Source organism: Shimia gijangensis (assembly GCF_900142085.1).
GTDB lineage: Bacteria > Pseudomonadota > Alphaproteobacteria > Rhodobacterales > Rhodobacteraceae > Shimia > Shimia gijangensis.
In genome coordinates this window covers 15,336-40,180 of record NZ_FQZQ01000006.1, presented here as the reverse complement: position 1 = coordinate 40,180, position 24,845 = coordinate 15,336, and the positions used below count along the sequence as shown (strand labels likewise).

Below are 24,845 nucleotides of genomic sequence, written 5' to 3'. Positions count from 1 at the left end.
ACTATCGTGGATTTCTATGCAAGCCATGACCAACCATTACATTATTTGCAGTTCAACTTCCGCCCACGGCGAATCCAAAGCGTATTCGATCTCATCCTGCACACCTTTTACGGCGCTCTTGAGGTCTGAGATGAATGCTTGGCCAGCCATGGATTGGGTCGCATAGCCCGGGGTCAGGATCGAAACGCTGCTGGACACACTTGGCGCAAACCGGCGAAAGGCAAGTCCGGTGCTTTTTGGCGCGTTTAGAATGTGGCTGTAAACCGTGATCATGTCACAGACCATCACACATGCGCCTGCGGAAACAAATTGCAGGCCGGGCAAAAAGGTCCGCAATTCAAACCGTTTGGTAAACCTGGTTCCAGTAGCGCGAAAGGCAGCCTCGGTCTGAATAGCTGTACTGTGCTCATCAAACAAAACAGCCATCGGGCGTCCAGCGAGATCAACTGGCGTGACAACCGATTTTGCGGTCAACGGATCGTCTGCGGGCAGAACACATACGCATTCCATATTGTAATCGGATTGCTGGATCGATGCGCGCGGACTGGGCGTTTCAGAAAATCCCAGATCATATTGCTGAGACGCAATCATGTCCTCAATCACGTCCGAAGAGCGCATGATCAGGGATACTTCAAGGTCGTCGCGGCCTTTTAAAAACTGTGTCAGAAGCCGCGGAATAAAGATACTTGAAGCAGCAGGGTGACAGGCAATTTTGAGCTTGCCGGATTGCAGCGAGCTGATCCGCTCGAGTGTGCGTTCGGTGCGTTCCAGTCGCCCCAGAATATCCTCGCATTCTTCCAGAAAGAACTGTGCCTCCGGTGTCGGAGTCAGTTTTCCGTGTTTGCGCAGGAACAAGGCAAAGCCAATTTGATCTTCGAGCGTTTGGATCATGGTCGACACAGCGGGCTGTGTGCGCCCGACAGCTCGCGCCGCCTGGCTGATTGAGCCAGAGCGCATGACCTCTCGAAAGGTTTCAAGTTGGCGAAGTGTGAGATTCACAATGTATAAACTCAAGTTATGGAGTTAGATATATTTTAAAATTGATTTAATGTCGCTTGTCCAGTGAAATGACCCAAAGCCTATGTGGATTGTCATTTGGGCACGGGGGATACATGGACAAGTTTTCGAAATATTTGCTGACAGCACTGATTTGTTCAGTCGCGATGGGGCAATTTGTTCAGGTCATCACGCGCTATGTTTTGCAGGTGCCTGTGATGGGGCTGGAAGAGACCATGGCCTACCCAACGGTCTGGTTATACATCCTTGGGTCCGTCAATGCCTCGCGTGAAAACACACATATCCGCGCCAATGTGCTGGAGATATTTGTCAAAACCGACCGGGGCCATACGATTCTGGCCATCATCGGAGAAGTTATCAGCCTGATCGTTGGATTGTGGCTGCTGTCCTGGGCATGGGACTACACCCGCTATGCCTGGCGGGTCTGGCGTGAGAGCCCGACACTCTACATTCCCACCTTCTATGCAGACATCGCGTTGGTCATCGGCATGACCCTGATGATGATTTACACCGCTTGGCACCTTGTGCGCCACGTCAAAAGCCTGCGCCAAGGAGAGCCAGCATGATCGAGATTGCACTGATCGCTATCGCCCTGTTGGTCATCACACTGACTCTTGGCGTGCCGTTGCCCTACTGTTTCGGGTCTGCCCTTATGGTGATGTATTTCATGGGCGATGTGACCATGAAAGGCATGATGCTCTGGGGCTTCCAACAACTTGGAAATCCGGTCTTGCTGGCCATTCCCCTCTTTGTACTGGCTGGCACGATCATGTCCGAAAGCGGGATTGCCGCATCTCTGTTGCGGTTTGTGAACGCTTTTATCGGCCATGTTCGGGGTGGACTGGGTGTTGTGGCAGCGGTGTCCTGCGCTGTTATCGGGGCGATTTCCGGCTCTGGTCTGACAGGTATCGCAGCCATCGGCCCGCTTTTGATTCCCGAGATGGAAAAACGGGGTTATCCCCGTGAATACGCCACGGCGCTGATCGCCAACTCTTCGATCCTGGGCCTTTTGATCCCACCGTCAGTCACGATGATTGTCTATGGATGGGTCACGGACACGTCTATCCTCGCGTGTTTCCTGGCCACGCTGGGGCCGGGCCTGCTGATCATGACGTCATTTTCCGTGATCAACATTGTTATGTCGCGCAAATTCGACCTGATTTTGGATGAAAAACCCTCGTTCTCGGAACTCTCTGGCGAAGTGGCCCGGCGCGGCTTTCATGCGTTCCCCGCGCTCTTGATGCCGGTGATCATCCTTGGGGGCATTTATGGCGGGGTGATGACCCCGACCGAAGCCGCCGCGGTCGCAGTAATTTACGCGGTTCCGGTTGGCTTCCTGATCTACAAAGGCCTGCGTTGGGAAAACTTCTTCTCGGCGGGCAAGGAAGCGGCCACCGCCGTGGGCGCGATCATGATGATGATCCTGTTCTCGATGATCCTGAGCCAGATGTTTGTCTATGAAAGCATCCCACAGCAGCTGGTGCAGGGGATCTTTTCGATCACCGAAAACAAGGTGCTGTTGCTGATCATGATCAACATAATGCTGTTCCTTGTCGGCATGGTCGTCAACGATGTGACCGCGATTATCCTGATTGCCCCGCTGTTGCTGCCCCTGATGAATGCGATTGGTGTCAGCCCCGTGCAGTTCGCTGCGATCATGGGTGTCAACACCGCGATGGGTGGCGTGACCCCACCTTACGCCTCGATCCTGTATCTTGGTGCACGCATCGGCAATGTGAAGGTGACCAAGGTCATCCCACCCGCCATGAAACTCATCTTGTTCGGCTATGTGCCCGTGGTTTTCCTGACCTCGCTTTGGCCAGATTTGTCACTCTTTTTGCCACGCTTCTTTGGATACGACGTAGCGCCCTAAACAACCCTTTCAAATGATACCAACTCGGAGGAAATACCTATGAAACACGGACTTCTAACCACGGCTGTTGCCGCACTGATGGCGCTTGGCTCTTATGCGCAGGCCCAAAACCTTAAGATGAGCCACGTGCGTCCCCAGGATGCCACGATCGACGTCGAGCTGCGCGCCTTTTCTGCTGCCCTCTCGGAAGCCACCGGCGGCGATGTGACCGTCAACCTGTTCCCGGCCTCGGCCTTGGGGGATTATACAACTGTGCAGGAACGCATCAGCGTTGGCGCCATCGACATGGCAACCCAGCCAGCCGCAGCCGCCGCTGACCGCCGCATGCAGATCAGCTCATTTCCTTACCTTGCCGGCAACTGGGATCAGGCCCGCGCGGTTTATGGCCCCGGCGGTGCTGTGCGCGATGTCATGACCGGTCTTTACGCGGAACAAGACATCACAATGCTGGCCGCTTATCCGGTTTATTTCGGTGGTGTCGCGCTGAACGTTGCCAACCCAAATCCAGGGTCGGTTGAACCAAATGGCATCAAAGTGCGTGTGCCGGGCATCAAAAGCTTTCAGCTGACCGGTGAAGCACTGGGATACATCCCGGCCCCGATCCCATTCTCGGAAGCTTTCACCGCCGTTCAAACCGGTGTTGTGGATGGGGTGATCGGATCTGGCGCTGAAGGCTATTATGCCTCATTCCGCGACGTGACCAAAACCTACATCCCGGCCAATACCCACTTTGAGGTCTGGTACATGATCATCTCGAACGAGAGCCTTGCAGAGCTGTCCGACGAAGATCAGGCCGCCCTGAAAGAACAAGCCGCCGCGTTCGAGGCAACCCGTTGGGAAGTTGCCGAAGCGGATCAGGGCAAGAACGAGCAGCGCCTTGTCGATGAGCTGGGCGCAACCGTGGCCGAACTGAGTGCCGACGATCTGGCCGCCATGGCTGCCAAAGTCCGTGCCGATGTCTGGCCCGCTGTTCTGGAAGACGTTGGTGTCGAATGGGGGCAGGCGATCCTCGACAAAGTTGCCGCCGCCGGAAACTAAGCTAAAAACCGTCGGGGCGACGCGTGTCGCCCTGACGTCCTATTTCTCTCCATCGGAAAGCGGCCATGGACACCGACTATACAATCATCGGAGGAGGCATTGTCGGCCTTTCAGTTGCCTGGGGGTTACTCCAACGCGGATTGACGGTGACTGTGCTGGACGGTGACGACGGATCCTTTCGCGCCAGCAGGGGCAACTTTGGTCTGGTCTGGGTGCAATCCAAAGGCATGAATCAACCTCGCTACGCCAGTTGGTCACAGCAATCTGCTGCGATTTGGGCTGATTTTACACATGAGCTGGGCGAGAACACCGGACACACTGTCCCGCTCGAACAACGCGGCGGATACGATCTGCATTTTTCGGAAGAAACACTTGAAGCGACTGTTGCGCAGTATGAGGTACTCAAAGCCAAACTGGGCGGAAATTACCCCTATGACGTGCTGGGGCATAACGCGCTGCACAAGGAAGAGCCGCATATCGGCCCCAAGGTTGTCGGCGCGATCCTGCATCATCAGGACGGTCACGCGAACCCATTGAAACTGCTGACCGCGCTGGCGGCAGATGTGCGCCGGATGGGCGCACGCGTGTTGACCGGCAAAACAGTGACCGAAGTCAGCAAGCCGGACGCCTTTCGGGTCACTTGCGCCGATGGCACAACCGTTACATCAAACAAAGTGGTGCTGTCTGCGGGTCTTGGTGCCGCCACGCTTGGCCCGGCCATGGGGTTCAAAGCCCCCATTCGACCCCAACGCGGGCAGGTCCTTATTACCGAAAAGCTGCCCAAGTTGATCAACCGCCCGTCGCTGATTGCCCGTCAGGTTGATGAAGGCGGCATTCAGATCGGTGCCACCAACGAAGAGGTCGGTCTTGATGACCGCGTGACCCAACCGGGGCTGTCCGGCCTCGCCGCCGAGGCGATCGCGGCCTATCCCGCCTTGGCCCGCGCGCAGCTTGTGCGCAGTTGGAGCGCATTGCGGATTTTGTCGCCGGATGGATTGCCGATCTATCAGGAAAGTCCTGACATGGCGGGGGCATTTCTTGTGACCTGCCACAGCGGCATTACACTTGCTGCTGCACATGCGCGCCTTCTGCCGGATTGGTTGGAAGGCACTAATGCCACCTTGGATCTGGAGGTGTTTAATGAAAACCGCTTCACCATTTCTTGAACTGGAGGACACCCCGCGCGTGGACGTGTCGTTTGAGGGCACGACGTTGCGCCTGCCAGTGGGCGCAAACCTTGCGGCCTCTCTTTTGGCGGCCGGCGTCGAGGTGTTTCGACATACCCCTGTTTCGGGCGCTCCCCGTGCGCCGTTCTGTATGATGGGTGCCTGTTTTGAATGTCTGGTCGAGGTTGATGGCATCGCGCGGCAGGCTTGCATGATCGATGTGACGGAAGGGTTGAAAGTGACCCGAGCACATGGCCGGGAGGCTCAAAATGATGCGTCGTGATCTGGTTATTATCGGTGCGGGACCTGCGGGTATGGCTGCCGCGTCCGAGGCTGCAGGTCGGGGACTGAGTGTTAGCATTCTGGACGAACAACCCCGTGCAGGCGGGCAGATTTACCGGGATGTCGACCGGGTGGCACCCCTGCGAGGGGATATTCTGGGTCCAGAGTATACCCACGGCACCAGTTTGACAGCCGGACTGCTGCAGGATGCAATTGACCATATATGCGGTGCGGTTGTCTGGGCCATCGAAGAAGGATTTCGGATTTCCTTTACCCGCGATGGGAGTGGTGCTCAGATCGATGCAGATCGTATTTTGTTGGCAACCGGAGCGTTGGAACGCCCAATGCCACTTCCTGGTTGGACTTTGCCGGGAGTGATGACCGCAGGCGCGGGGCAAATCCTTTTGAAACAATCGGGTGTCGTCGCGCGCCATGCAATTCTGGTTGGCTCCGGCCCTCTTCTTTACCTAATTGCAGCGCAGATGGTGCGGGCGGGCACGCCCCCGACAGCAATGATCGAGACCCAAACCCGTGGCAACATGATTCATGCGGCACGCCATTTGGGCGGCGCCCTGCGAGGCTGGCGCTATCTGGTCAAGGGCGCGCGTATGCTGGCGGAAATCACCCGTGCCCGCGTCCCACGCTATACCGGTGCAACCGGAATCTCGATTGAGGGCACTGATAAGGCAAGAGCGGTATGCTTCACCAGCAAGGGCTGCACCCATCGCATACCCTGCGATACGGTCATGCTGCATCATGGGGTCGTCCCCAATACTCAAGCGGCCCGATCAATGGGTGTGAAGCACACATGGGAAACCACCCAAAACTGTTTCATTCCGCAGACGGATGATTGGTTTCAAAGTGGCATTGAAGGGGTTTTTATCGCGGGTGATGGCGCCGGAATCGGCGGAGCAAAAGCGGCGGAATTTGCCGGCAGGTTGGCCGCGCTTCAGATTGCTTGTCAGACAGGCCATTTGCCTCAAGCGGATCGCGACCAAAGCGCCACCATGCTGCACCGCCAACTGGCCTATGAAAAAGCCGCCCGACCGTTTCTTGATGCAGCTTATCCACCCTGCACCGAGGCGCTGCTGCCGGAAGATAAAACTGTGATCTGTCGCTGCGAAGAAGTCACCGCTGGCGATATTCGCCGCTTTGCAAAGCTGGGGTGCATCGGGCCGAACCAGACCAAAGCCTTTGGTCGGGCTGGCATGGGTCCTTGTCAGGGGCGGTATTGCGGGCTAAGCGTCACGGCTTTGCTCGCGCAAGCCAATGACCAGACCCCGGATGAGACCGGGTACTACCGCATCCGCCCACCTCTCAAGCCCGTCACATTGGGCGAACTTGCTGCCATGAATGACAGCACGCTGGACGCAACAGAATAGGAACCTGATATGATTGAAAGAATGGAAACCGGCCAACGCATGAGCAAAATCGTCAAACACAACGGCGTTGCGTATCTTTGCGGGCAGGTGGGATCAGGCGACACTGTGGCCGAACAAACCAAGGACTGTTTGTCTCGTGTGGATGCTTTGCTGGAAAAGGCAGGTTCATCACGGACGCGCATTTTGCAAGCCATCGTTTGGGTGTCAGACATGGCGGACTTCGCCGAAATGAATGCTGTCTGGGACGCATGGGTACCCGCAGGCCACGCCCCAGCCCGCGCATGCGGAGAAGCCAAGCTGGCGCGCCCGAGCCTGCTGGTCGAGGTGATTGTGACCGCCGCCTGCGACTGAGTTTTGTCTCTCAATGGAGCAAACCTCACTGGTAACTAGGTCCGGACAAACCGACGTAAGGCAAAGAACAGCTGAAACTGGATAAATCCCAAGACTTGTAAGCTCTGGTGTTAATTCTCTTTTCTGGGCGCATGAACGACTGGTCTGATCGCCTCAAGGAAGCGGGGATAATCTCGAATCTACGGCGATTTTCATCCTACGGGCGCGCGCAGTAAAAACTTGGCACTTCTCCTGTGGGCCTCTTAGCCGACATTGACGCTAGTCTGCGGAACGAACTCTCTATCTCCACCATTTTTACGTCTCGGCGGAAATCCACGCATCACGCGGGGTTTACTGGCGCGTCCATTGTGCAAACCAAACCGATACCTATCTGAGGCAGAAGGAGAGAGGCCCGAGCAGAAAGGACCCCTGATGACACATCCATTCAACTCCATAATCGACATGTTTCTCAGCCGTGCCGAAAAGAACGGTGACTTTTCCGATCTTCCCGGTATGGGCAAACCGTTGGCCAATGTGAACGTGCCGAAAGATGCGGTTGTGACGCGCCTTATGACAGAGGCCAAAATCAAGCCACCGGCCGTTGCGCTAAAGCAGCAGATTATCGTGGCCCAGGCCCGTCTTAAGGGTGTTTCCGACCCGGAAGAGCGTAAGGCCGAGATGCGGTTGCTCTCGGACTTACAAATGCGACTGTCGATGGAGTTGGAAGCTTATCGCCGTTACGCCTGAGGCTATTCGGCAGCGGTTTCATTCAGCTCCATATGACCACCGGACTTTGAAAACACCCGGCGCAGCATGGGCTCAAAGAACTCTAGCGGCTTGGTTGGGTAATCCGGGTCAAACGCGTTCTGGTCGTAGTTGTGACAGAAATAGACCGCGTCGTCGTAATAGGGGCTGTCTTTGTATTTGTCGCGCGCGTTGCGATCACCGCCCAGCAAGTGGTTATAATAATACCCCTGAAATACGCAGTGATGTTCGACAATCCAGCGCGCCTTTTCGCTCATGTAGGGACGCACCATGGCGCCCGCCAGTTCGCCGTGGTTGTAAGGCGACAGGATGTCTCCGATATCGTGGATCAGCGCCGCTACGACGATCTCTTCGTCGGCTCCGTCCTCATGTGCGCGAGTGGCGGCTTGCAGGCAATGCTGATAACGGTTGATCGGGTAGGGGGTCCAATCCTCGTCCAATGATTTCAGCATGGCGATGATGCGATCCACGAGGTCGGCGTTGAACTGTTCTTCATAGGCCATCACCGCCTGCCAGTCGGCCTCGGTGGTTTGGTCAAATCTGATCCAGGTGGGTTTTTGCGATTTGTCGAGCATGATTTGGGTCTCCTGTCCTGATAAGACATCGCTAGCAAAGGTTTTGCGATAGATAAAACGTATTGTTTTTATCAATCCAATAGAGTTTTGTTCTCACTATGGATGAGAAACTGCTGCAAACCTTTTTGGCCGTGGCCGAGACACATAGCTTTCACCGCGCTGCGGATCGGCTGAATGTCACTCAAGCGGCCATAAGTTCACGTGTGCGCACATTGGAACGCTCTTTGGAAGCCACATTGTTCGAGCGGGGGCCCGGAGGGACGCGCCTGTCCGAAGCGGGGCAGCAGCTTCGCCCACAGGCAGAACAGATGTTGGCGCAATGGCAACAATTGCGGGCAGGTCTGGGGCGGCAGCACAGCAACCGAATTGCATTGCGGCTGGGTTGTCAGTTGTCGATCTGGGATTCGATGTTGGTTGATCTGACAATTTGGGCAGAGGAATCATTGGGAAAATTGCCTCTGTCGTTGAATTTCGATCATGAAAGCAATGCTTTGGATATGTTGCACGATGGGGTGGTTGATCTGGTGATAACGGCTGAACGGCCAGCTGGTCAAAAGCTTGCGGTTGAGCCCCTCAGGCCAGAGCCCATGGTTCTGGTGGCCACGTCGCCTTGTTCCTTAAGTGATGAGGATTTGCCACTGTTCCTGAACCTTCAACTTGGCCCGGAATACGACGCAGCTGTGCGCGAACAACTTGCTGACCGGTCTGGGCATCTGTTGTTGGGTAATGCGCTTATGGCGCTGCATTACATGAAAAAGCGCGGGGGTATTGCATTTTTGCCAGAGCGGTTGAGTGGCGGATTGCACTGCGTAGCTGGTGCCGCGCGGTTCGACATTCCGCGATATGCAGCCCACAACCCATTGGGCCCGTCCCGAGATTTGGTGAGCCAGATTTTACCGGGTCTGCATGAGATTACTCGGCTGCCGGGTTCCTAATTCGCCACAAAAAAGGAACGCCCGAAAGCGTTCCTTTTAAGTCGTGATTGTTGGCGGCGTTAACCGTCAAAATCCACTTCCTCGGTAATACGTAGGGCGGCTGGGCGGTTGCCCGCCAATGTCATCAGGTTGACGTCATCTGCGGTGAAAGTGCCCCAGCTTTGAACCAAGGGGTCAGCTTCGGTGCCGGGTGCAATCGGGTATTCAAAATTGGCCTTGGCATAGACTTCCTGAGCGCCTGGTGATGTCAGGAACTCCATCATTTTCAATGCTGCTTCTGGGTTAGGTGCATGTTTCGCCATGGCCACGCCCGACACATTCACGTGTGTTCCAGCGTTTTCAAAGGTTGGGAAAACCACGTCGACGCTGTCGGCCCATTCTTTTTGCTCGTCATCGGCCAGCATTTTACCCATGTAGTAGGTGTTGCCGATGGCCACGTCGCATTCGCCTGCCCAAATCGCCTTGACCTGCGCACGATCGTTGCCTTGCGGTTTGCGGGCAAGGTTGGCTTTGATGCCTTCGAGCCATGCTTTGGCACCTTCTTCACCGTGATGCTCAATCACCGCTGAAGTCAGCGCAATGTTATAGGCGTGGGTGCCGGAACGCGTACAGATACGTCCCTTCCATTTTGGATCAGCAAAACCTTCGTAAGTGGTGATTTCACCATCAGCGACACGATCCTTGGACGCATAAATAATGCGCGCCCGCGTGGTCAACCCGAACCAGTGACCGTCCGGATCACGATATTCAGCAGGCACGTTGGCATTCAGGATATCGCTGGATGTAGGTTGGGTGAGGCCTTGGCTCACGACAGCTGACAGGCGGGAGATATCCACTGTAAACACCAGATCAGCGGGCGAGCGTTTGCCTTCGGCCTGCATGCGTTCGATCATGCCTTTCTTCAGATAGGCCACATTCACCTTGATCCCGGTTTGGGCGGTAAAGGCGTCTGTCAGAGGCTTGATCAACTCAGGCTGACGGTAGGAATAGATATTAACCTCTTCGGCCAGAACGGGGGCAGCCACGGACAGGGCTGTCATTGTGAAGAGGGCGGATTTCAGATTAGCCAACATTGGAGGGTGCTTTCAGGTTCGCTGTTTTGGTTGATCAGCGAAATACCTGAGCGATTTACTTGGGTCAATACCTGAATAAAATATTCAGGTATTATTCACCGCCTTTTCATCGGCTTTGACAGCATCCCAAAGCGCATCCATTTCTTCCAAATCTGAGTGCTCGGGTTTTTTGCCCAATTCCGCCAACTTTGCTTCAACGCCTTCAAACCGCCTTACAAATTTGGCGTTGGTGGCGCGCAGGGCTGCTTCTGGTTCGATGTTCAGATGACGCGCAAGGTTGGCAATCACAAACAACATATCGCCAAATTCTTCTTCGATTTCCACCTGCGTCATCGTATCGCGCGCTTCGGCCAGCTCACCGGCTTCTTCGACAATTTTATCGACCACTTGCGAGATATCAGGCCAATCAAACCCCACACGTGCGGCGCGTTTTTGCAACTTTACCGCTCGCAAAAGCGCCGGCAACCCCAAGGCAACGCCATCCAATGTGCCTTTTTGATCCTTACCCGCACGTTCAGCCGCCTTCACAGTTTCCCAGTCTTTGGTTTGCTGTTCCGCAGATTTATCGCGGTTCTCATCGCCAAACACATGCGGATGACGTGCCAGCATTTTTTCCGACATGGTGTCGGCCACCTCATCAAAGGTGAAAAGTCCAGCCTCGCTGGCCATTTGCGCATGAAACACCGACTGAAACAGCAAATCGCCCAATTCGCCTTTTAACTCGTCCCAAGCCTCGCGTTCGATCGCATCCGCGACCTCATAGGCTTCCTCAATCGTATAGGGTGCAATGGTCGAAAAATCCTGTTCGATGTCCCATGGGCAGCCCGTTTTCGGGTCTCGCAGACGCCGCATGATTTCCAACAGACGCGGCATGCCACCATGCGGGTTCAGGATCAGCGGGTTTTCGGCCATTGCAGTTCTTTCTTTGACGGTGTTGAACTGCATATCAGATGAACGCGAACCCGGAGTCCAGCCCATGCCCGTCGTAAACCGTATTGCCGCCTTTGCCGATGAAATGAAAACATGGCGTCGCCACTTACATGCCAACCCCGAACTGGAGTTTGCCTGTCATGAGACCGCGGCTTTTGTGGTGGACCGGTTGAAAGAGTTTGGCGTGGATGAGATTCACGAAGGGATTGCCACCACCGGGCTTGTGGCCATCATCAATGGTCGCGGTGAAAATATCGGGCAGGGCGGCACTATCGGTCTGCGCGCTGACATGGATGGATTGCCGATGCCCGAGACCACCGGGCTCGACTATGCCTCAACTGTGGATGGCGCGATGCATGCATGTGGTCACGATGGTCACACCACAATGCTGTTGGGGGCGGCAAAGTATCTTGCGGAAACCCGGAATTTTTCTGGCAAGGTTGCGCTGATCTTTCAACCCGCCGAAGAAGGTGGCGGTGGTGCTGGTGTGATGGTCGAAGAAGGCATAATGGAGCGCTTTGACATCAATCAGGTCTATGCACTGCACAATATTCCCGAGATTGAGACCGGGCATTTTTACTCTACACCTGGGCCACTCATGGCGGCGGTAGACGAGTTTCACATCGATATCCAGGGGCGCGGTGGGCACGGTGCCTACCCGCAAGACACGGTAGATCCGGTTGTCGCCGCTTTGGGGATTGGTCAGGCATTGCAAACCATTGTCAGCCGAAACCATGACACGCGCAATGAATGTGTGGTGTCGTTGACCCAGATCCACACAGGGTCGACAGATAATGTGATCCCTGACACCGCCTATCTAAATGGTACGGTGCGCACTTTTGATACTGATGTGCAGGATATGATCATTCGCCGAATGGAGAAAATTGTCACCGGGCAGGCGGCTGCATACGATGTTGAGGCCACATTGCGCTATGAAAAAGGGTATCCCGCAACCATTAACAACGCTGAAAAAGTTGCCTTTGCTGCTGACGTTGCACGAGAGATATCTGGCGAAGACGCCGTCGATGACGACACAGGTATGGAAATGGGCGCCGAAGACTTTTCCTATATGCTGAATGCGCGACCCGGCGCATATTTCTTTCTGGGGCAGGGCGAAGGACCGGGTGTTCATAACCCAAATTACGATTTCAATGATGAGATTTCACCGATTGGAGCTTCGTTCTTTGCGCGTCTGGTTGAAAAAGCCCAACCGCTTTAAACTGCCTGTCTTCACTTTTTGCAAAATACGCCTACCGGTGACTTCAAATCATTTGACCGGAGGGTGACACCACAGAAAGCTTGACCTTTTTTATGGTTCAGATAGGTTTTTGATCAAATTATTGACCCACCGATAAAAGGACAGGCGGACATGTCACTGGAAGAAGCCAAAAATCAGGTAGACGAGGCGTTTACGCGGAAAAACAACCGTGGTTGCAGCTTTGAAAACACTTTTGGTGGGGCTACCTCGTTCCTGCGCCGCCGTTACACCAAGGACCTGACGGGTGTGGATATCGCCGTCACTGGCGTGCCCTTTGATCAGGCTGTGACCAATCGCACTGGTACGCGACTGGGGCCACGCGCGGTGCGCGAAGCTTCGGCCTTGCAGGCTTTTGATGCGCCATACGGCTGGGATTATAACGTTTTGGAAGAGTTCAACATCGTGGACTACGGTGATGTGGCGTTTGACTATGCCAAAGTCAGCGACTTTCCAGATGCTCTGACCAATCACATCCGCGGTATCCTGAATGCAGGTGCCGCCAGCCTGACCATTGGTGGCGACCACTACATTTCATTTCCGATCCTCAAGGCCTACGCCGAGAAATACGGCCCGTTGTCGCTCTTGCAGTTTGATGCACATTCCGACACCTGGGCAGATGATGACATGGACCGGATCGATCACGGCACAATGTTCTATAAGGCTGTGAAAATGGGTCTGATTGATCCTACTCGCTCGGTGCAGGTAGGCATTCGCACCACCAACGAAGACAATCTGGGTGTACCGACGATTGATGCCCGTGAAGTGCACGAGACCGGACCAGCGGCCGTCGTGAAGAAAATCAAATCTATTCTTGGCGATCATCAGACCTATGTCACCTTTGACATTGACTGCCTTGACCCGGCCTTTGCGCCAGGCACTGGGACGCCGGTTTGGGGCGGCCTTTCGTCTGGGCAAGCCTCAATGATCCTGCGGGATCTGGCGGGTGTTAACATGGTTGGCGGTGATATGGTCGAGGTGTCGCCACCGTTCGATACCACAGGAGCGACCGCCATTGCCGGGGCTCATGTGGCCACGGAATTGCTGAGCATTTGGGGCGCAACCCGACGAAAAGGTTAATTCAGGTTAACCAAAATGCCACGGTTCTGACACGACAGGACCCCCAAATTGCTAGGGCTTGGCCTTTGAATCGACCGAGGTTCAGGGCACAAGTACGGGATAAGATTGCACATCAACCTTGGGTCCGCATACCACTTGGTCTGAATATTGGAATGCCAGGGTGATTTGTGAAATTGATGGCGAACAGGAATACCTTTATGTATTTGATTTGGATTGCAGCTTTTGCAGGATTGGCGTTTTTAGCGTATGTGCGTCTTGCGCCAAGCGACGAAGATATCTGGCATGTTGTTCCAAAAGTGTCCGATGACAAAACCTTTGGAAACGGGGTGACCCGACGCGTTGTCGTCGGCAAAGACGGCCTGCGTCGCATGGATGCACTGATTGGTTCAGACCCACGCACACAGCAATTTGCCGGCTCATTAGAGGAAGGCATGATCACTTACATCAGCCGCTCTCGGATGATGGGATATCCAGATTATACAACTATGATGCAATCCGGCGAGGATCTGCTGATCTATGCGCGATCACGATTTGGACGGAAAGACTTTGGCGTTAACGCCGCCCGAGTGGATCGCTGGATTGCGACTTTGACCGCCTACTGAGGGGCGCGTTAGTCCTGATGACAAGCAGGAAGGCGCGACTTCACGCCAGATAGGTACATTCAAAGACATCTGACATTGCGCCATAAAGCTACGCCCATCAACGTGCAGGCAAATCGTTTCACCCACGTCGACCTCGCCACCTTGGGTGTCGGTGCAATAGCAATCAATGATTTTGCCATTCATATTGTAATCAGCGACTGCCGGAGTAGCTGCTAAGGCGAAAAGTAGCGTGAGATGTTTCATACGAGCAGTATACCGCAAAGCGGCCCCTTGACCAAGTCAGCGGATTGTCCCACTTAGCCTTATGGTTCCAATAGAACGACTAGAACAAATCACCCAGCGGTTTGAATTTCTCGAAGCGCAGATGGCTGAAGGCACGGCGGGCGGCGATATCGCGGCGCTGGCCAAAGAATATTCCGATCTCAGACCGGTGGTCGAACAGATTACCGCCTATCGCCAGCTTCTTGCCGACCTCGAAGAAGCCGAGTTGATGTTGGATGATCCGGATATGCGGGAGCTGGCGGAAGAAGAGCTGCCGATCTTGAAAGAGAAGCTGCCCCTAGCCGAGCAAGCTTTGCAACTGACGCTTTTGCCGAAAGATGAAGCAGACAAACGCCCGGCAATGGTGGAAATCCGCCCAGGCACTGGCGGCGATGAAGCGGCCTTGTTTGCTGGGGATTTGCTGCGCATGTATCAGCGCTATTCAGAATCGCGCGGATGGAAGTTCGAGATTATCGAAGAGCAGATCACCGAACTTGGGGGCATCAAGGAAGTCGTGGCGCACGTTAAGGGCCAAAACGTCTTTGCCCGGTTGAAATACGAATCCGGTGTGCACCGGGTACAGCGTGTTCCTGAAACCGAAAGCGGCGGGCGTATTCATACCTCTGCCGCCACCGTGGCCGTTTTGCCCGAAGCAGAAGACGTCGACATTCATATCGACCCGGGTGATTTGCGAATTGATACCATGCGTGCCAGTGGATCAGGTGGGCAGCATGTCAACACCACAGACTCCGCCGTGCGCATCGTGCATGAACCGACGGGCATCATGGTGGTCAGTTCTGAAAAGTCTCAGCATCGCAACCGTGAGATTGCCATGCAGGTTCTCAAAACCCGGCTTTATGATTTGGAACGTCAACGTGTGGATGATGAACGCTCGGCAGACCGGCGCTCGCAAGTGGGGTCGGGCGATCGTTCCGAACGCATTCGCACCTATAATTTTCCGCAAGGGCGCATGACGGATCACCGCATCAACCTTACGCTTTATAAACTGGACGCGGTGATGGGCGGAGATCTGGACGAGATCGTCGATGCGCTGACTGCGGACGATCAGGCCCGGATGCTGGCCGAGATGAACGGATGACCCTGCGCGAGGCTTTGGTTCGTGCGACGGAACAGCTACGCGCTGCAGAGATTGAAAACGCGGCACGTGATGCCCGTGCGCTGCTGGCGATGGCGGCTGGTATCCCGGCAGATCGTGTGACGCTCGAAGGGGCCATGGAATTAGCCGATCCAACCCTTGTTGAGAGGTTGGTACAGCGCCGTATCAGCCGCGAACCGGTGTCCAAGATTCTCGGCAAACGCCTGTTTTGGGGTCATGAGTTTACGGTTTCCCCTGAAACACTTGACCCACGCCCTGAAACTGAAACGTTGATTTCTACGGCGCTTGAGATTGGCCCAGTCAACCGTTTTGCGGACCTTGGGACCGGCACGGGTATCATCGCGATCTCGCTATTGAAGGAATGGCCCAAAGCCCAAGCCGTGGCGACCGACATCAGCCCTTCAGCGCTTGAGGTGGCAGCGGCCAATGCTGAAACATTGAATGTACAAAACAGGCTTGGGTTTCATCAGGTTCACAATAACAATCAATGGCTGGATGAAGATTTGGGGTGTTTCGACCTAATTCTTTCGAACCCACCGTATATCTCAGATGCCGAAATGACTCAGTTGTCACCTGAAGTGTTCAATCACGACCCGCATTTGGCCCTGACGCCGGGAGGTGATGGGATGGGGCCTTACCGGGATATTGCGGCTCAGTCATTGGCGCATTTGAAGTCGGGCGGCCACCTTATGGTAGAAACCGGATGGCGACAGGGCGCGGATGTCAAAGCCATATTTGAGCGTGCGGGATTAACGAATGTTCAGATTTTGCCCGATATGGATAAGCGTGATCGCGTGGTTCAGGCCACAAAACCGTAAGAATGCACAAAAAAGGGGGCAAATTGCATCATCTTTGCCGAATCCCCTTGTGCCGCGCGCAAAGGCGTTTTACTCAAGAGTTGTTCAGACGGTGACGCCGTAATGGCTCTAATGAACGCCAAGCCCAAAAGTCGATACTCCGGGACAAAGAGCGCAAGAGGCGTGAAACGGATTTTCCGACACCCTATCTGGATCAAGGCTGGACCACAGATACATGAGATCTTCCAAATCCCGTTCGCGGAATAAAAACAACCGCAATAACAATCGCCCTTCGGGCAATATTGTCAATCGCGTCTTTGACAGCTCGGGCCCCGAGGGCAAGGTGCGTGGCACCCCACAGCAGATCATTGACAAATACAACCAGCTTGCACGTGATGCACAGCTGGCCAATGATCGCGTTGCTGCCGAGAACTTTCAACAACACGCTGAGCACTACATGCGCCTGTTGTCGGTCGCTCAACGCGAGCAAGACGCCAAACGCGAAGAGCAAGAACGTTTGAACCGGGAACGTCAGGCCGAGCGGGATCGCGATCGCCAGGAACGTATGGAACGTCAGGAACGTGAAGCCGCCAATCAGCCCCCCCAGCCTGCTGTTCCCACTGATCCGGCCGAGGCGCCACAACCAGATTTGATTGATTCCGCAGCAAGTGGTGACAACGGTCTGGTAGAAACACCCGAGGCCAAAGCGGAAGAAAAGCCAAAACAGCGCAGACCGCGCCGCAAGCCAGCTGTGAAAAAGCCACAGCCGGATGCGCCCAAAGTAGAAGAGCCAAAACCGGATAACCCCGAAGCGGCAGAGTAAGATTTCAAAGAATTGAGGAAAACCCGGCCACGTGCCGGGTTTTTTGTTTTCAGCCTTTGGCGACTTCCCGCGCCAAAGCACAGAATTGCTCCAGCGACACTTGTTCAGCGCGCTCAGTGGGCTTGATGCCTGCCGCCAACAGACGGTCTTCGATATCAGGCGCTGTCCCCTTGAGCGCCGCGCGCAGCATCTTGCGACGTTGATTAAAAGCCGAAGCCACAACGCGGCTCAGAACCTTGGCATCTGCTTCAAAGCGGGGCTCGGGCAGGGCGGTCAGATGCACCACGGCGCTGTTGACCTTGGGCGGTGGCGTAAAGGCTTCTGGGGGCAGGTTCATGACGATTCTGGCCTCGGCGCGCCATTGCGACAGGATCGCCAACCGCCCATATTTTTTTGTACCGGGTGCGGCCACAATCCGTTCTGCCACTTCACGCTGAAACATCAGGGTCAGGCTTTGCCAGAACGGCGGCCATTGTTTTGGAGTGAGCCAGCGCACCAGCAATTCCGTGCCGACATTGTAAGGCAGGTTGGCCGCGACCCGGATGGGAGGCGTAAGATGCGCCAATGGGTTCACTTCGAGAGCATCGCCATTGATGGCTTCAAGACGTCCAGGGTAGGCCGCCGCAATTTCCTCGAGCACCGGCATGCAGCGGATATCTTTTTCAATCGCCAAAACTTTGCGCGCACCTTCGCTTAGTAATCCCCGCGTAAGCCCGCCGGGACCGGGGCCAATCTCAAGCACATCGCATTCGGACAGATCACCCGCCTGCCGGGCAATCTTGGCTGTGAGGTTCAGGTCGAGCAAAAAGTTTTGTCCAAGAGATTTGCGCGCGGACAGGCCGTGGTCTGCAATGACCTTGGCCAATGGGGGAAGATCGTCGATCGTACTCATAGCTTCTTTCTTATAAGTATGCTCAAACCCCGGCCTTTGATCTGGCCATACGGGCTGCCATTTTCAATGCCTCAACCAGGCTCGAGGGGTTGGCGATACCTTGGCCTGCAATATCGAACGCGGTGCCATGATCAGGCGACGTGCGAATAAACGGCAACCCAAGAGTGACATTCACTCCCTTGTCGAAATCCAACGTCTTGATGGGGATCAGGGCCTGATCGTGATACATCGCAATGGCCGCGTCATATTTTGAGCGGGCAGCGGTGTGAAACATCGTATCGGCGGGCAGGGGACCTATGAGATCATAGCCCTCCTGGATCAGCTGCGTGATCGTTTCATTGATCCAGTCAAGCTCTTCCATCCCCATCGCACCACCTTCTCCGGCATGCGGGTTCAACCCGGCGATTGCGATCCTTGGGTTTTCAATACCAAACTGATCTTGCAATCCTCGTGCCGTGATATGGACAGTATCCCTCAGCAATTGAGGCGTCAGGACCTTGGGCACATCAGACAAGGAAATGTGGATCGTGGCAGGCACCACCTTTAACTGTTCACTGGCCAGCATCATCACTACGTTTTCTACGCCAGCAAGATGCGCCAGATACTCAGTGTGCCCCGGAAAGCCAAACCCGGCGCCATCTTTGAGCGCCTTTTTGTGGATCGGTGCAGTGCATAATGCGCTGACCTTACCCTGCATCGCCAGAGAGGTTCCCAAAGCAATCGCATCCATGATGGCGCTGGCATTGTCGGAATCTGGCGCGCCCGGTACGGCATTGCCGTCAAACGCCATCGGTAAAACAGGGAGCCCTTTGGGCATGGCCGCCGTGGCCTCGGCGGGATCCGTAAGAAGGATCACAGGTACGCCGCCCGGCAAATGGAAGGGATCTGCGATCAGAAAAAATGCCAGCTCATCACGCAGCGCCTGCCAGGCCTTTTCTGCCAACTCCAAACCAACGCCTGCAGGCTCACCACAACTCAGAGCGATGGGTAGGGGGGTCATTTTATGACAATCGTTGCATCGGACCGGAGTTCTTCCAGATACCCCCGCGCAAAGGATTGAAGCCGCTGATTCCTCAAGGACAGAGCGATATCTTCACGCGAAATCTCTTCGCCGAGTTTGGCCGTCCGGCCGCATAGCATAACCATCAGCATCAGCGGCTGGCCTGCTTCCGTTTTCCGGCTCAGAGCCGTCGAAATCTCATTACGGTCAAGCTTTGCCAGCTCCAGTCCGATATCCCGGGGAATTTTGGATGGCTCCACTGAACTGCGTTCCATGTATTCTTTGGGATAGGCGCGGGCCTCGCCAAATAGATCATCACAAGTGTCGATGCGCCCGCTAATCTTGGCAGCCGTTTGCAGGTTTTCCTCAGTACGGCCACCGGGTAATCTCAGAACCGCATAGTCAATCGCTGAATAGGCGGGGGTGCGGGTTGCGGCTTCGGCTTTGCGGCGCAGTTGAAACAAGGCGACCGCATTGGGCAATGTCACCGGAGCCGTAACGTCGTTGGGACCAAGCGCCATGATCTGCGGCCGCAGCTGTGGCGGCAATTTGGTTATAGACAGCCACTCAAGGCGGCCACCATCATCCTTGGTGGCGGACTGCGAGTATTTTTTGGCAGCGGCTTCGAAATCAGCTTGCGTTGTGATCTGGCTCAACTGATAGGCCAGAGCTTCGACTTCACCAACAGTTTGCGGCGTCACAGGAATAACGATTTCAGACAACAATACGTTAATGCCGCCCACGCCTGTGTTTGAAGCAATGGCTCGGTCAATCTCGGCCTCAGAAATCTGAACGTTGCCTCCAAAACGTGTTTGCACAACGCCCTGCCAGGAAATGCCCGCATACAAGAAGTCGCGCAATGCCTCTTCTGAAACACCTTCTCGTTTCAAGGCAACAACGAGTTCTTCCGGTTTCAAATTGGCACGGGCCGCGAAATCTACAATCGCCGCCTGAAGACCTTCTTCGCTGGGTTGGATGCCCATGATCTGAGCAGCGCCGAGTTGCAGGCGTTCGTTAATCAAAACCTCGAGCGCCTGTTTTCGAATGTCGCCCGGCGCATTCATCAGCGTCATCAAGAGGGCGCGCTGCTCGATTTCATAGTAGGTCACAACCTTGTCGTTAACGTACACAGCCGGAGAGAAGGCACTTTGAGCAAAAGCCGGTGATCCCACCAGACCCAATCCTACAACAACTGTCGCCATCAAACGTGAAAAGAAGCGGTGCGCAATCATTACGGCTTTATCCTGCGTTAGCACTGCACGTGCGGTTATAACTTTTGTCCTTGGCATTCACACTAAACCCAAGAAGCGCCACGGTCAGCCCGATATCCGTGCTTGGCCTTACCGTAGCTGAGTTGACGAAGTTGCGCGAGACCGAAAGGCCAATTTTCACGCATTCATTGCGGTACTCAAACCCGATCCCGGCTTCGGCGGATTCTCCGGCAGCGGCATCAAACCGCCAGTCAGCCGAAGCAGTCCAATGACGGCTCATTCTATAGCGGGTATCCAAAACCCATTCTGACAGGTTTTGAGTGCGATCTTCCTGAGCGTCAGCACGCAACCAGATATAGCTGGCATCCAACCAAAGCTTTTTATTTGTCCAGCCAGCGCGCGCCGATGCTTTGTTAAAGCCAGTGGTTCCGTCCCAAAGGCCGCGGGCCATAAGCTGCAAACCATTTTGCGTGGTTATCTGGCCAGCCATAAGAAAATCGGACGTTGTACCGGACAGTCCCGACGTCAAAGAAAAATCCGGATGCGGGCTTTGATGGTAGACTTGCCCAAAAGACAAATGCGCCTGCCACCCATTTGGATCATAGCGCGCCCAGTTCATACCCACAGCCCCAACCGCCCCGCGTTCGCGTCGGTCAGTAGAAGGGAATCGTGATAAGGCGAGCAAGTTGCCTTCGTCAAACTCAACGCGGGAACTTTCGTCGTTGGCAATATTCAGAGTGTCCCCGCCACTATAGCTGATCTGAGCCAACGGCTCGATCACATATGTGCTGCCGTCTGCCCCAAGCTTGGACATTGGATACCGAAAATGGGCCGCTACAGTTGGTGTGATTTGCGACTCTGTACCTTGGTAAACCGCATCCTGATCCGTATAATACGTGTCTGCGGCAAGCTCACCAGTGATGCCCGTCCGCAATCCGTTGTTCAGCGTCCAGTTCCGCCGCCACCACATGGCTGCCGTTGCGCCAACAGCGTCCCGCCCGTCAGTATCGGTGTCAATATCACCGCCATCTGTATCAAGATCCGACGTCCGATACTGGCCCCGCAACTGAAGTGTCATCCTGGCTTCGCCACCAATGATTTTGGGGAAATACCGCCGTTCGGTTTCCGCAATCCCGACCCAGCTAGGAAGCGTATCATTGTCGTCTGAAGCCCTTAGAGATTTATAGTGATAAAGCGCTATCCGGGTGTTTTCGTCGCGCCGTGAGCGCCTAAGCGCAATGTCACTGGTCAGACGATCTTCATCAGAATAATTGTAGTCCTGCAAATAGGCTCGATCGGAAACGGTTTGCACATTGAAGGTTAGCTTGTAGTCGCGTTTCAGGTCGAATGCACCGTCGGCAAAAAGGTAATACCTTGGTTGACTGGGATAGAATGAATCGTCAGAAACCGCACCTTCCCATTGCATCCGCCCATTGCGGAAGGCCTGCCGGTACCGGAACTCCAGAGTTGTCGAATGCTCAGACAAATAGGGCGTCAGCAAAAGGTCCTTGTGATCCCCAAGTGTCAGAAAATATGGAATCTTTATCCCAAATCCCAACTGGCTGTTCTGACGTAGTTCCGGGATCAGAAAGCCGTTCGCCCGTTTGAGCGTCGGGTCCGGCATGCGAAGTTGCGGAAAATAGAACACCGGGACATCCAAAACCCGCAACTGCGCGTGATCAAAATAGACCTGGCGTTCTTCCTGATCATGCACCACGCGGCGTGCCCGAATTTGCCAAAGGGGTGGTTTTCCGTTGTCACACACCTGACAAGAACTCACCGAAGTTTTGTGAAGAACGTTGTAACGTCCTTCGACCCTGTGCAGTTCAACGGATGCCATCTGAACGTGCTCGTTCATCACCAGACGCGCACTTTTCAAAACTGCAGTGCGGAAATCTTTGTCCAATTCAGCGTAACTTGCGACGATGCGAACGTAATCGCTTTGCTGAAAATGGATGGGGCCCGTCACTTTTATGATGTCAGAACTGCCATCATATTCGATTTTTTTAGCCCGAAGCCGAACGTCGCCCTGAAGCGCCTCCACCTGACCTTCTGCGATCAGAATATTATCCGGAGTCACATAAACACGGTCCGCAACCAAGACCATATCACCTTCAGGTGCGGTCTGTTGCGACGTGGCAGGCAACGCAAAAAACAAGGTGGCCGCGACAAATACAAAAAGGCGAAAAGCAGCGGTCATCCGTCCTCCATATGCAACAAAAGACCCAAGGCCAACATGACACTGGCGATCGGAGGCGCCCAAGCCGCAAGAGCGGCGGGAATTTCTCCGTTTTCCCCCAGAATTTGGGCAAAGTTTCGCACATAATACAGCGCAAAGCCCATCAACACGGCCCCGAGAACTGCTATTCCAGTGCGCCCAAAACGCGTATGGCGCATCGTAAACGCCGAGGCGATCAGCACCATGGCACATAGAAATAGCGGCTGCGCCAACTCCATCATTAACCAGACCTTGTGGCGTCTTGCGGAAAACCCGGCTTCCTCAAGTTCGCGGATGAACTGAGGCAGATCCCAGACAGACACAACAGACGGCTTTCCGAAACTGTCGCGGATGCGGTCGTGGGTTAACGTGCTGTCAAGTTTTAGCACATCATGATGCTGTGCTGTTTCTTCGGGATTTGTGCCCGCGATCAACGACCATTCAGTCGCCTCTCTGAGTTCCCAGGCACCATCAAGCAGTTTCGCTGACTGGGCTTCAACCCGACGCACGGGACCTCCGCCACGTTCATAAGTCGTAATGCTGACATCAAAAAACACCGTGGCATCTGGGTTAGCGCTTACAGCGTGGATCACAGCCTGTCCCGTTGCCCCCCCTTGCCGTAGCCACAACCCTTCGGCGCTAAGCGACAAAGCGCTTTTACCGCCAGACCGGAATTTTTCCGTTAAGGCGTGATACCGTTCCGTTGTGGCCGCCACAATTGGGTTAAAGGTAGATACCGCCAAAAGACCAATCACCAAGGCCACGCAAACCGGAGACACCAGGGACATCAAAGCGGACCGACCAGAGCCGCGCACTACAACCAACTCGCTGGAACGTGCCAATCCAAGAAACAGGGTGATCGTCGACAGAATGACCACCAAGGGCAAAATCTGATACAACCCCTCAGGAGCCTTCAAAAGCGTCAGCTGCAAAATGTTGGAAAAGCCGATTTCATCCACGTTAAAGCGGCGGAACTGCTCCATCATGTCGACCAAGGCAAGTAGCGCAAGAAAGACGGCTTGTAAGCCCATAAATATAAACAGAAATTTACGTGCGAAATAAAGGTGAATGATCATGACGCGATCCTTCGCCTAATATGCAACGGATGCGCAGCCAGCCACAACAGCGCAGCACTCAGACACAGCCCCAAAACCGTTGGGGCATAGATCAACGGCCACTTTGAGGCATCCTCTAAGACCGGATCAATCGTGGCTGAGCGGCTCATTTCCACCAAAACCAAAACGACAAAAGCAATGACGATCTGGCGCCAGACGCCGAACCGGCTATAGCCACCCAAAAGGAGTGTGGCAAACCCTACAAGAGCAGCGGAAATGACCATCATTGGACGATTGAAACGCCCATGAGCCTCCTCCATAACAGCGCCCATTGAGGCGCCGGTTTCCTGACTGATCTCAGCGGCATCACGCAAAAGCTCTGCGGTGGGAATGTATTCAATACGTCGTTTCTTTGTCTCGGACTTTCCGATTAAGCCGCTGATGTCATAGGTAAAGTCCGAGAAATTTGTGGTGAACAACCGGTTTTCGCTAGTCAGCATGACCTGAGATAACCCATCAACCATGACCAGTTTGGGTCCGGTGTCGGTGTTCACCAGATAAGATTCACTTGCGGAATAGGTCGACACCTCAGCTTTGTTTCGCCGATCTGACAGGAATACATCCTTCAACACGCCCGCTGGTGTGATCTCGCGAATGTAAAAGGTCACGCCAGTTGTCGGGTGCAAGAAAGTGCCTTCGGTCAACAACCGCGCGGTGATGTTTTCGGTGACTTCTTTTTGGCGCGAGGTCAGCTGTTCGGTGCTGACTGGCACCAAAACATGCATCAAAACACTCATCATCAAAGTCACGATGACCCCAAACAGCAATACAGGACGCGCCAGCCGCCAAGGGCTGAATCCAGTCGCCTGCATCACAGTCAGTTCGCTTTCGCTGCTCAGGCGGTTCGTCACATAGACCGACGCGGCAAACGCCGACATTGGAATAACCAAACGGATCACATTTGGCAGGCTGAGTGTGGAAAACTCCAAAAACACCCAGGCCGACTGCCCGTTTGCGATCAACTGGTCGAACAATACCACTGCGCGGTTCACCCAATAGACTGAAACCAGCACAAGTGCGAAAAAGCTGAACAGGATCAGCAATTGCGACAGCATGTATCTGTCGAATCTGCTCACGGCGCTCGAATCCCCCGATTGCGCTTCTTGTT

The 24,845-nt window shown here is 54.6% G+C and carries 25 protein-coding genes; 15 read left to right on the top strand and 10 right to left on the bottom strand.

The genetic code is table 11. The features are described 5' to 3' along the window. Nucleotides 1-36: 36 nt before the first annotated feature. Nucleotides 37-999 carry a LysR family transcriptional regulator gene (locus BUC32_RS06885; protein ID WP_073251002.1) on the bottom strand — a complete coding sequence of 321 codons (963 nt, stop codon included), beginning with the start codon at nt 997-999 and terminating at the stop codon, nt 37-39. 113 nt (nt 1,000-1,112) lie between these two features. On the opposite strand from BUC32_RS06885, the gene BUC32_RS06880 reads away from it, so the two are divergent. The 8 genes from BUC32_RS06880 (at nt 1,113) to BUC32_RS06845 (ending at nt 7,835) form a co-directional block, all read left to right on the top strand. Next, nucleotides 1,113-1,583, top strand: coding sequence for a TRAP transporter small permease (locus tag BUC32_RS06880; protein ID WP_073251000.1), 471 nt, complete (start codon nt 1,113-1,115; stop codon nt 1,581-1,583). Further along, nucleotides 1,580-2,890 carry a TRAP transporter large permease gene (locus BUC32_RS06875; protein ID WP_073250998.1) on the top strand — a complete coding sequence of 437 codons (1,311 nt, stop codon included), beginning with the start codon at nt 1,580-1,582 and terminating at the stop codon, nt 2,888-2,890. The genes BUC32_RS06880 and BUC32_RS06875 overlap by 4 nt, the downstream gene beginning before the upstream one ends. Before the next feature lie 39 nt (nt 2,891-2,929). Further along, complete coding sequence (dctP, locus tag BUC32_RS06870) at nt 2,930-3,928, top strand: TRAP transporter substrate-binding protein DctP (protein ID WP_073250996.1); 999 nt, start codon at nt 2,930-2,932, stop codon at nt 3,926-3,928. A 65-nt stretch (nt 3,929-3,993) separates the two neighbouring features. After that, nucleotides 3,994-5,094, top strand: a complete 1,101-nt coding sequence (locus BUC32_RS06865) for an NAD(P)/FAD-dependent oxidoreductase (RefSeq protein WP_073250995.1) — start codon at nt 3,994-3,996, stop codon at nt 5,092-5,094. After that, entirely contained in the window at nt 5,069-5,377 is a 309-nt protein-coding gene (locus BUC32_RS06860) for a (2Fe-2S)-binding protein (protein ID WP_073250993.1), read from the top strand. The genes BUC32_RS06865 and BUC32_RS06860 overlap by 26 nt, the downstream gene beginning before the upstream one ends. Further along, nucleotides 5,364-6,758 (top strand): FAD/NAD(P)-dependent oxidoreductase, encoded by a 1,395-nt coding sequence (locus tag BUC32_RS06855; protein WP_073250991.1) that lies wholly within the window; start codon nt 5,364-5,366, stop codon nt 6,756-6,758. Before BUC32_RS06860 ends, BUC32_RS06855 begins: the two co-directional genes overlap by 14 nt. Before the next feature lie 9 nt (nt 6,759-6,767). After that, nucleotides 6,768-7,109 carry a RidA family protein gene (locus BUC32_RS06850; protein WP_073250989.1) on the top strand — a complete coding sequence of 114 codons (342 nt, stop codon included), beginning with the start codon at nt 6,768-6,770 and terminating at the stop codon, nt 7,107-7,109. Between the two features lie 411 nt (nt 7,110-7,520). Next, nucleotides 7,521-7,835: a DnaJ family domain-containing protein gene (locus tag BUC32_RS06845; protein ID WP_073250987.1), complete on the top strand. Its 315-nt coding sequence runs from the start codon at nt 7,521-7,523 to the stop codon at nt 7,833-7,835. 2 nt (nt 7,836-7,837) lie between these two features. On the opposite strand, the gene BUC32_RS06840 is transcribed toward BUC32_RS06845, so the two are convergent. After that, nucleotides 7,838-8,428, bottom strand: coding sequence for an HD domain-containing protein (locus BUC32_RS06840; RefSeq protein ID WP_073250985.1), 591 nt, complete (start codon nt 8,426-8,428; stop codon nt 7,838-7,840). Between the two features lie 98 nt (nt 8,429-8,526). On the opposite strand from BUC32_RS06840, the gene BUC32_RS06835 reads away from it, so the two are divergent. Then, the gene (locus BUC32_RS06835) at nt 8,527-9,363 is read left to right on the top strand and encodes a LysR family transcriptional regulator (RefSeq protein ID WP_073250983.1); all 837 of its coding nucleotides are present in this window, start codon (nt 8,527-8,529) and stop codon (nt 9,361-9,363) included. A gap of 59 nt (nt 9,364-9,422) precedes the next feature. Here the strand turns inward: BUC32_RS06835 and BUC32_RS06830 are convergent, their stop codons facing one another. Together BUC32_RS06830 and mazG are read right to left on the bottom strand one after the other, a co-directional pair. After that, nucleotides 9,423-10,436: a Fe(3+) ABC transporter substrate-binding protein gene (locus BUC32_RS06830; RefSeq protein ID WP_139280666.1), complete on the bottom strand. Its 1,014-nt coding sequence runs from the start codon at nt 10,434-10,436 to the stop codon at nt 9,423-9,425. 84 nt (nt 10,437-10,520) lie between these two features. Further along, entirely contained in the window at nt 10,521-11,348 is an 828-nt protein-coding gene (gene mazG, locus BUC32_RS06825; protein ID WP_073251237.1) for a nucleoside triphosphate pyrophosphohydrolase, read from the bottom strand. Nucleotides 11,349-11,412: 64 nt separating this feature from the next. On the opposite strand from mazG, the gene BUC32_RS06820 reads away from it, so the two are divergent. The 6 genes from BUC32_RS06820 to BUC32_RS06790 all read left to right on the top strand — a co-directional run bounded on the left by BUC32_RS06820 (nt 11,413) and on the right by BUC32_RS06790 (nt 17,301). Next, complete coding sequence (locus tag BUC32_RS06820) at nt 11,413-12,585, top strand: M20 aminoacylase family protein (RefSeq protein WP_073250981.1); 1,173 nt, start codon at nt 11,413-11,415, stop codon at nt 12,583-12,585. A 150-nt stretch (nt 12,586-12,735) separates the two neighbouring features. Next, nucleotides 12,736-13,701, top strand: a complete 966-nt coding sequence (gene speB / locus BUC32_RS06815; protein ID WP_073250980.1) for an agmatinase — start codon at nt 12,736-12,738, stop codon at nt 13,699-13,701. Nucleotides 13,702-13,898: 197 nt separating this feature from the next. Next, a complete protein-coding gene (locus BUC32_RS06810; RefSeq protein WP_073250978.1) occupies nt 13,899-14,303 on the top strand; it encodes a DUF1499 domain-containing protein in 405 nt (134 codons plus the stop codon). Nucleotides 14,304-14,607: 304 nt separating this feature from the next. After that, the gene (prfA, locus tag BUC32_RS06800) at nt 14,608-15,663 is read left to right on the top strand and encodes a peptide chain release factor 1 (RefSeq protein WP_073250974.1); all 1,056 of its coding nucleotides are present in this window, start codon (nt 14,608-14,610) and stop codon (nt 15,661-15,663) included. After that, nucleotides 15,660-16,499 (top strand): peptide chain release factor N(5)-glutamine methyltransferase, encoded by an 840-nt coding sequence (prmC, locus tag BUC32_RS06795; protein WP_073250972.1) that lies wholly within the window; start codon nt 15,660-15,662, stop codon nt 16,497-16,499. The genes prfA and prmC overlap by 4 nt, the downstream gene beginning before the upstream one ends. A gap of 214 nt (nt 16,500-16,713) precedes the next feature. Next, a complete protein-coding gene (locus BUC32_RS06790; RefSeq protein ID WP_073250970.1) occupies nt 16,714-17,301 on the top strand; it encodes a DUF4167 domain-containing protein in 588 nt (195 codons plus the stop codon). 49 nt (nt 17,302-17,350) lie between these two features. On the opposite strand, the gene rsmA is transcribed toward BUC32_RS06790, so the two are convergent. The 6 genes from rsmA to lptF are packed head-to-tail and all read right to left on the bottom strand — an operon-like array spanning nt 17,351 to nt 24,813. Then, complete coding sequence (gene rsmA / locus BUC32_RS06785) at nt 17,351-18,193, bottom strand: 16S rRNA (adenine(1518)-N(6)/adenine(1519)-N(6))-dimethyltransferase RsmA (protein ID WP_073250968.1); 843 nt, start codon at nt 18,191-18,193, stop codon at nt 17,351-17,353. A gap of 22 nt (nt 18,194-18,215) precedes the next feature. Next, a complete protein-coding gene (gene pdxA / locus BUC32_RS06780) occupies nt 18,216-19,193 on the bottom strand; it encodes a 4-hydroxythreonine-4-phosphate dehydrogenase PdxA (RefSeq protein ID WP_073250966.1) in 978 nt (325 codons plus the stop codon). Continuing rightward, on the bottom strand, nt 19,190-20,425 hold the full coding sequence (locus BUC32_RS06775) for a peptidylprolyl isomerase (protein WP_073250964.1): 1,236 nt from the start codon (nt 20,423-20,425) through the stop codon (nt 19,190-19,192). Before BUC32_RS06775 ends, pdxA begins: the two co-directional genes overlap by 4 nt. Before the next feature lie 7 nt (nt 20,426-20,432). Further along, nucleotides 20,433-22,604 carry an LPS-assembly protein LptD gene (locus BUC32_RS06770; protein ID WP_073250962.1) on the bottom strand — a complete coding sequence of 724 codons (2,172 nt, stop codon included), beginning with the start codon at nt 22,602-22,604 and terminating at the stop codon, nt 20,433-20,435. Then, the gene (gene lptG, locus BUC32_RS06765) at nt 22,601-23,698 is read right to left on the bottom strand and encodes an LPS export ABC transporter permease LptG (RefSeq protein WP_073250960.1); all 1,098 of its coding nucleotides are present in this window, start codon (nt 23,696-23,698) and stop codon (nt 22,601-22,603) included. Before lptG ends, BUC32_RS06770 begins: the two co-directional genes overlap by 4 nt. Then, nucleotides 23,695-24,813 carry an LPS export ABC transporter permease LptF gene (lptF, locus tag BUC32_RS06760; RefSeq protein ID WP_073250958.1) on the bottom strand — a complete coding sequence of 373 codons (1,119 nt, stop codon included), beginning with the start codon at nt 24,811-24,813 and terminating at the stop codon, nt 23,695-23,697. Before lptF ends, lptG begins: the two co-directional genes overlap by 4 nt. Between the last annotated feature and the right edge of the window lie 32 nt (nt 24,814-24,845).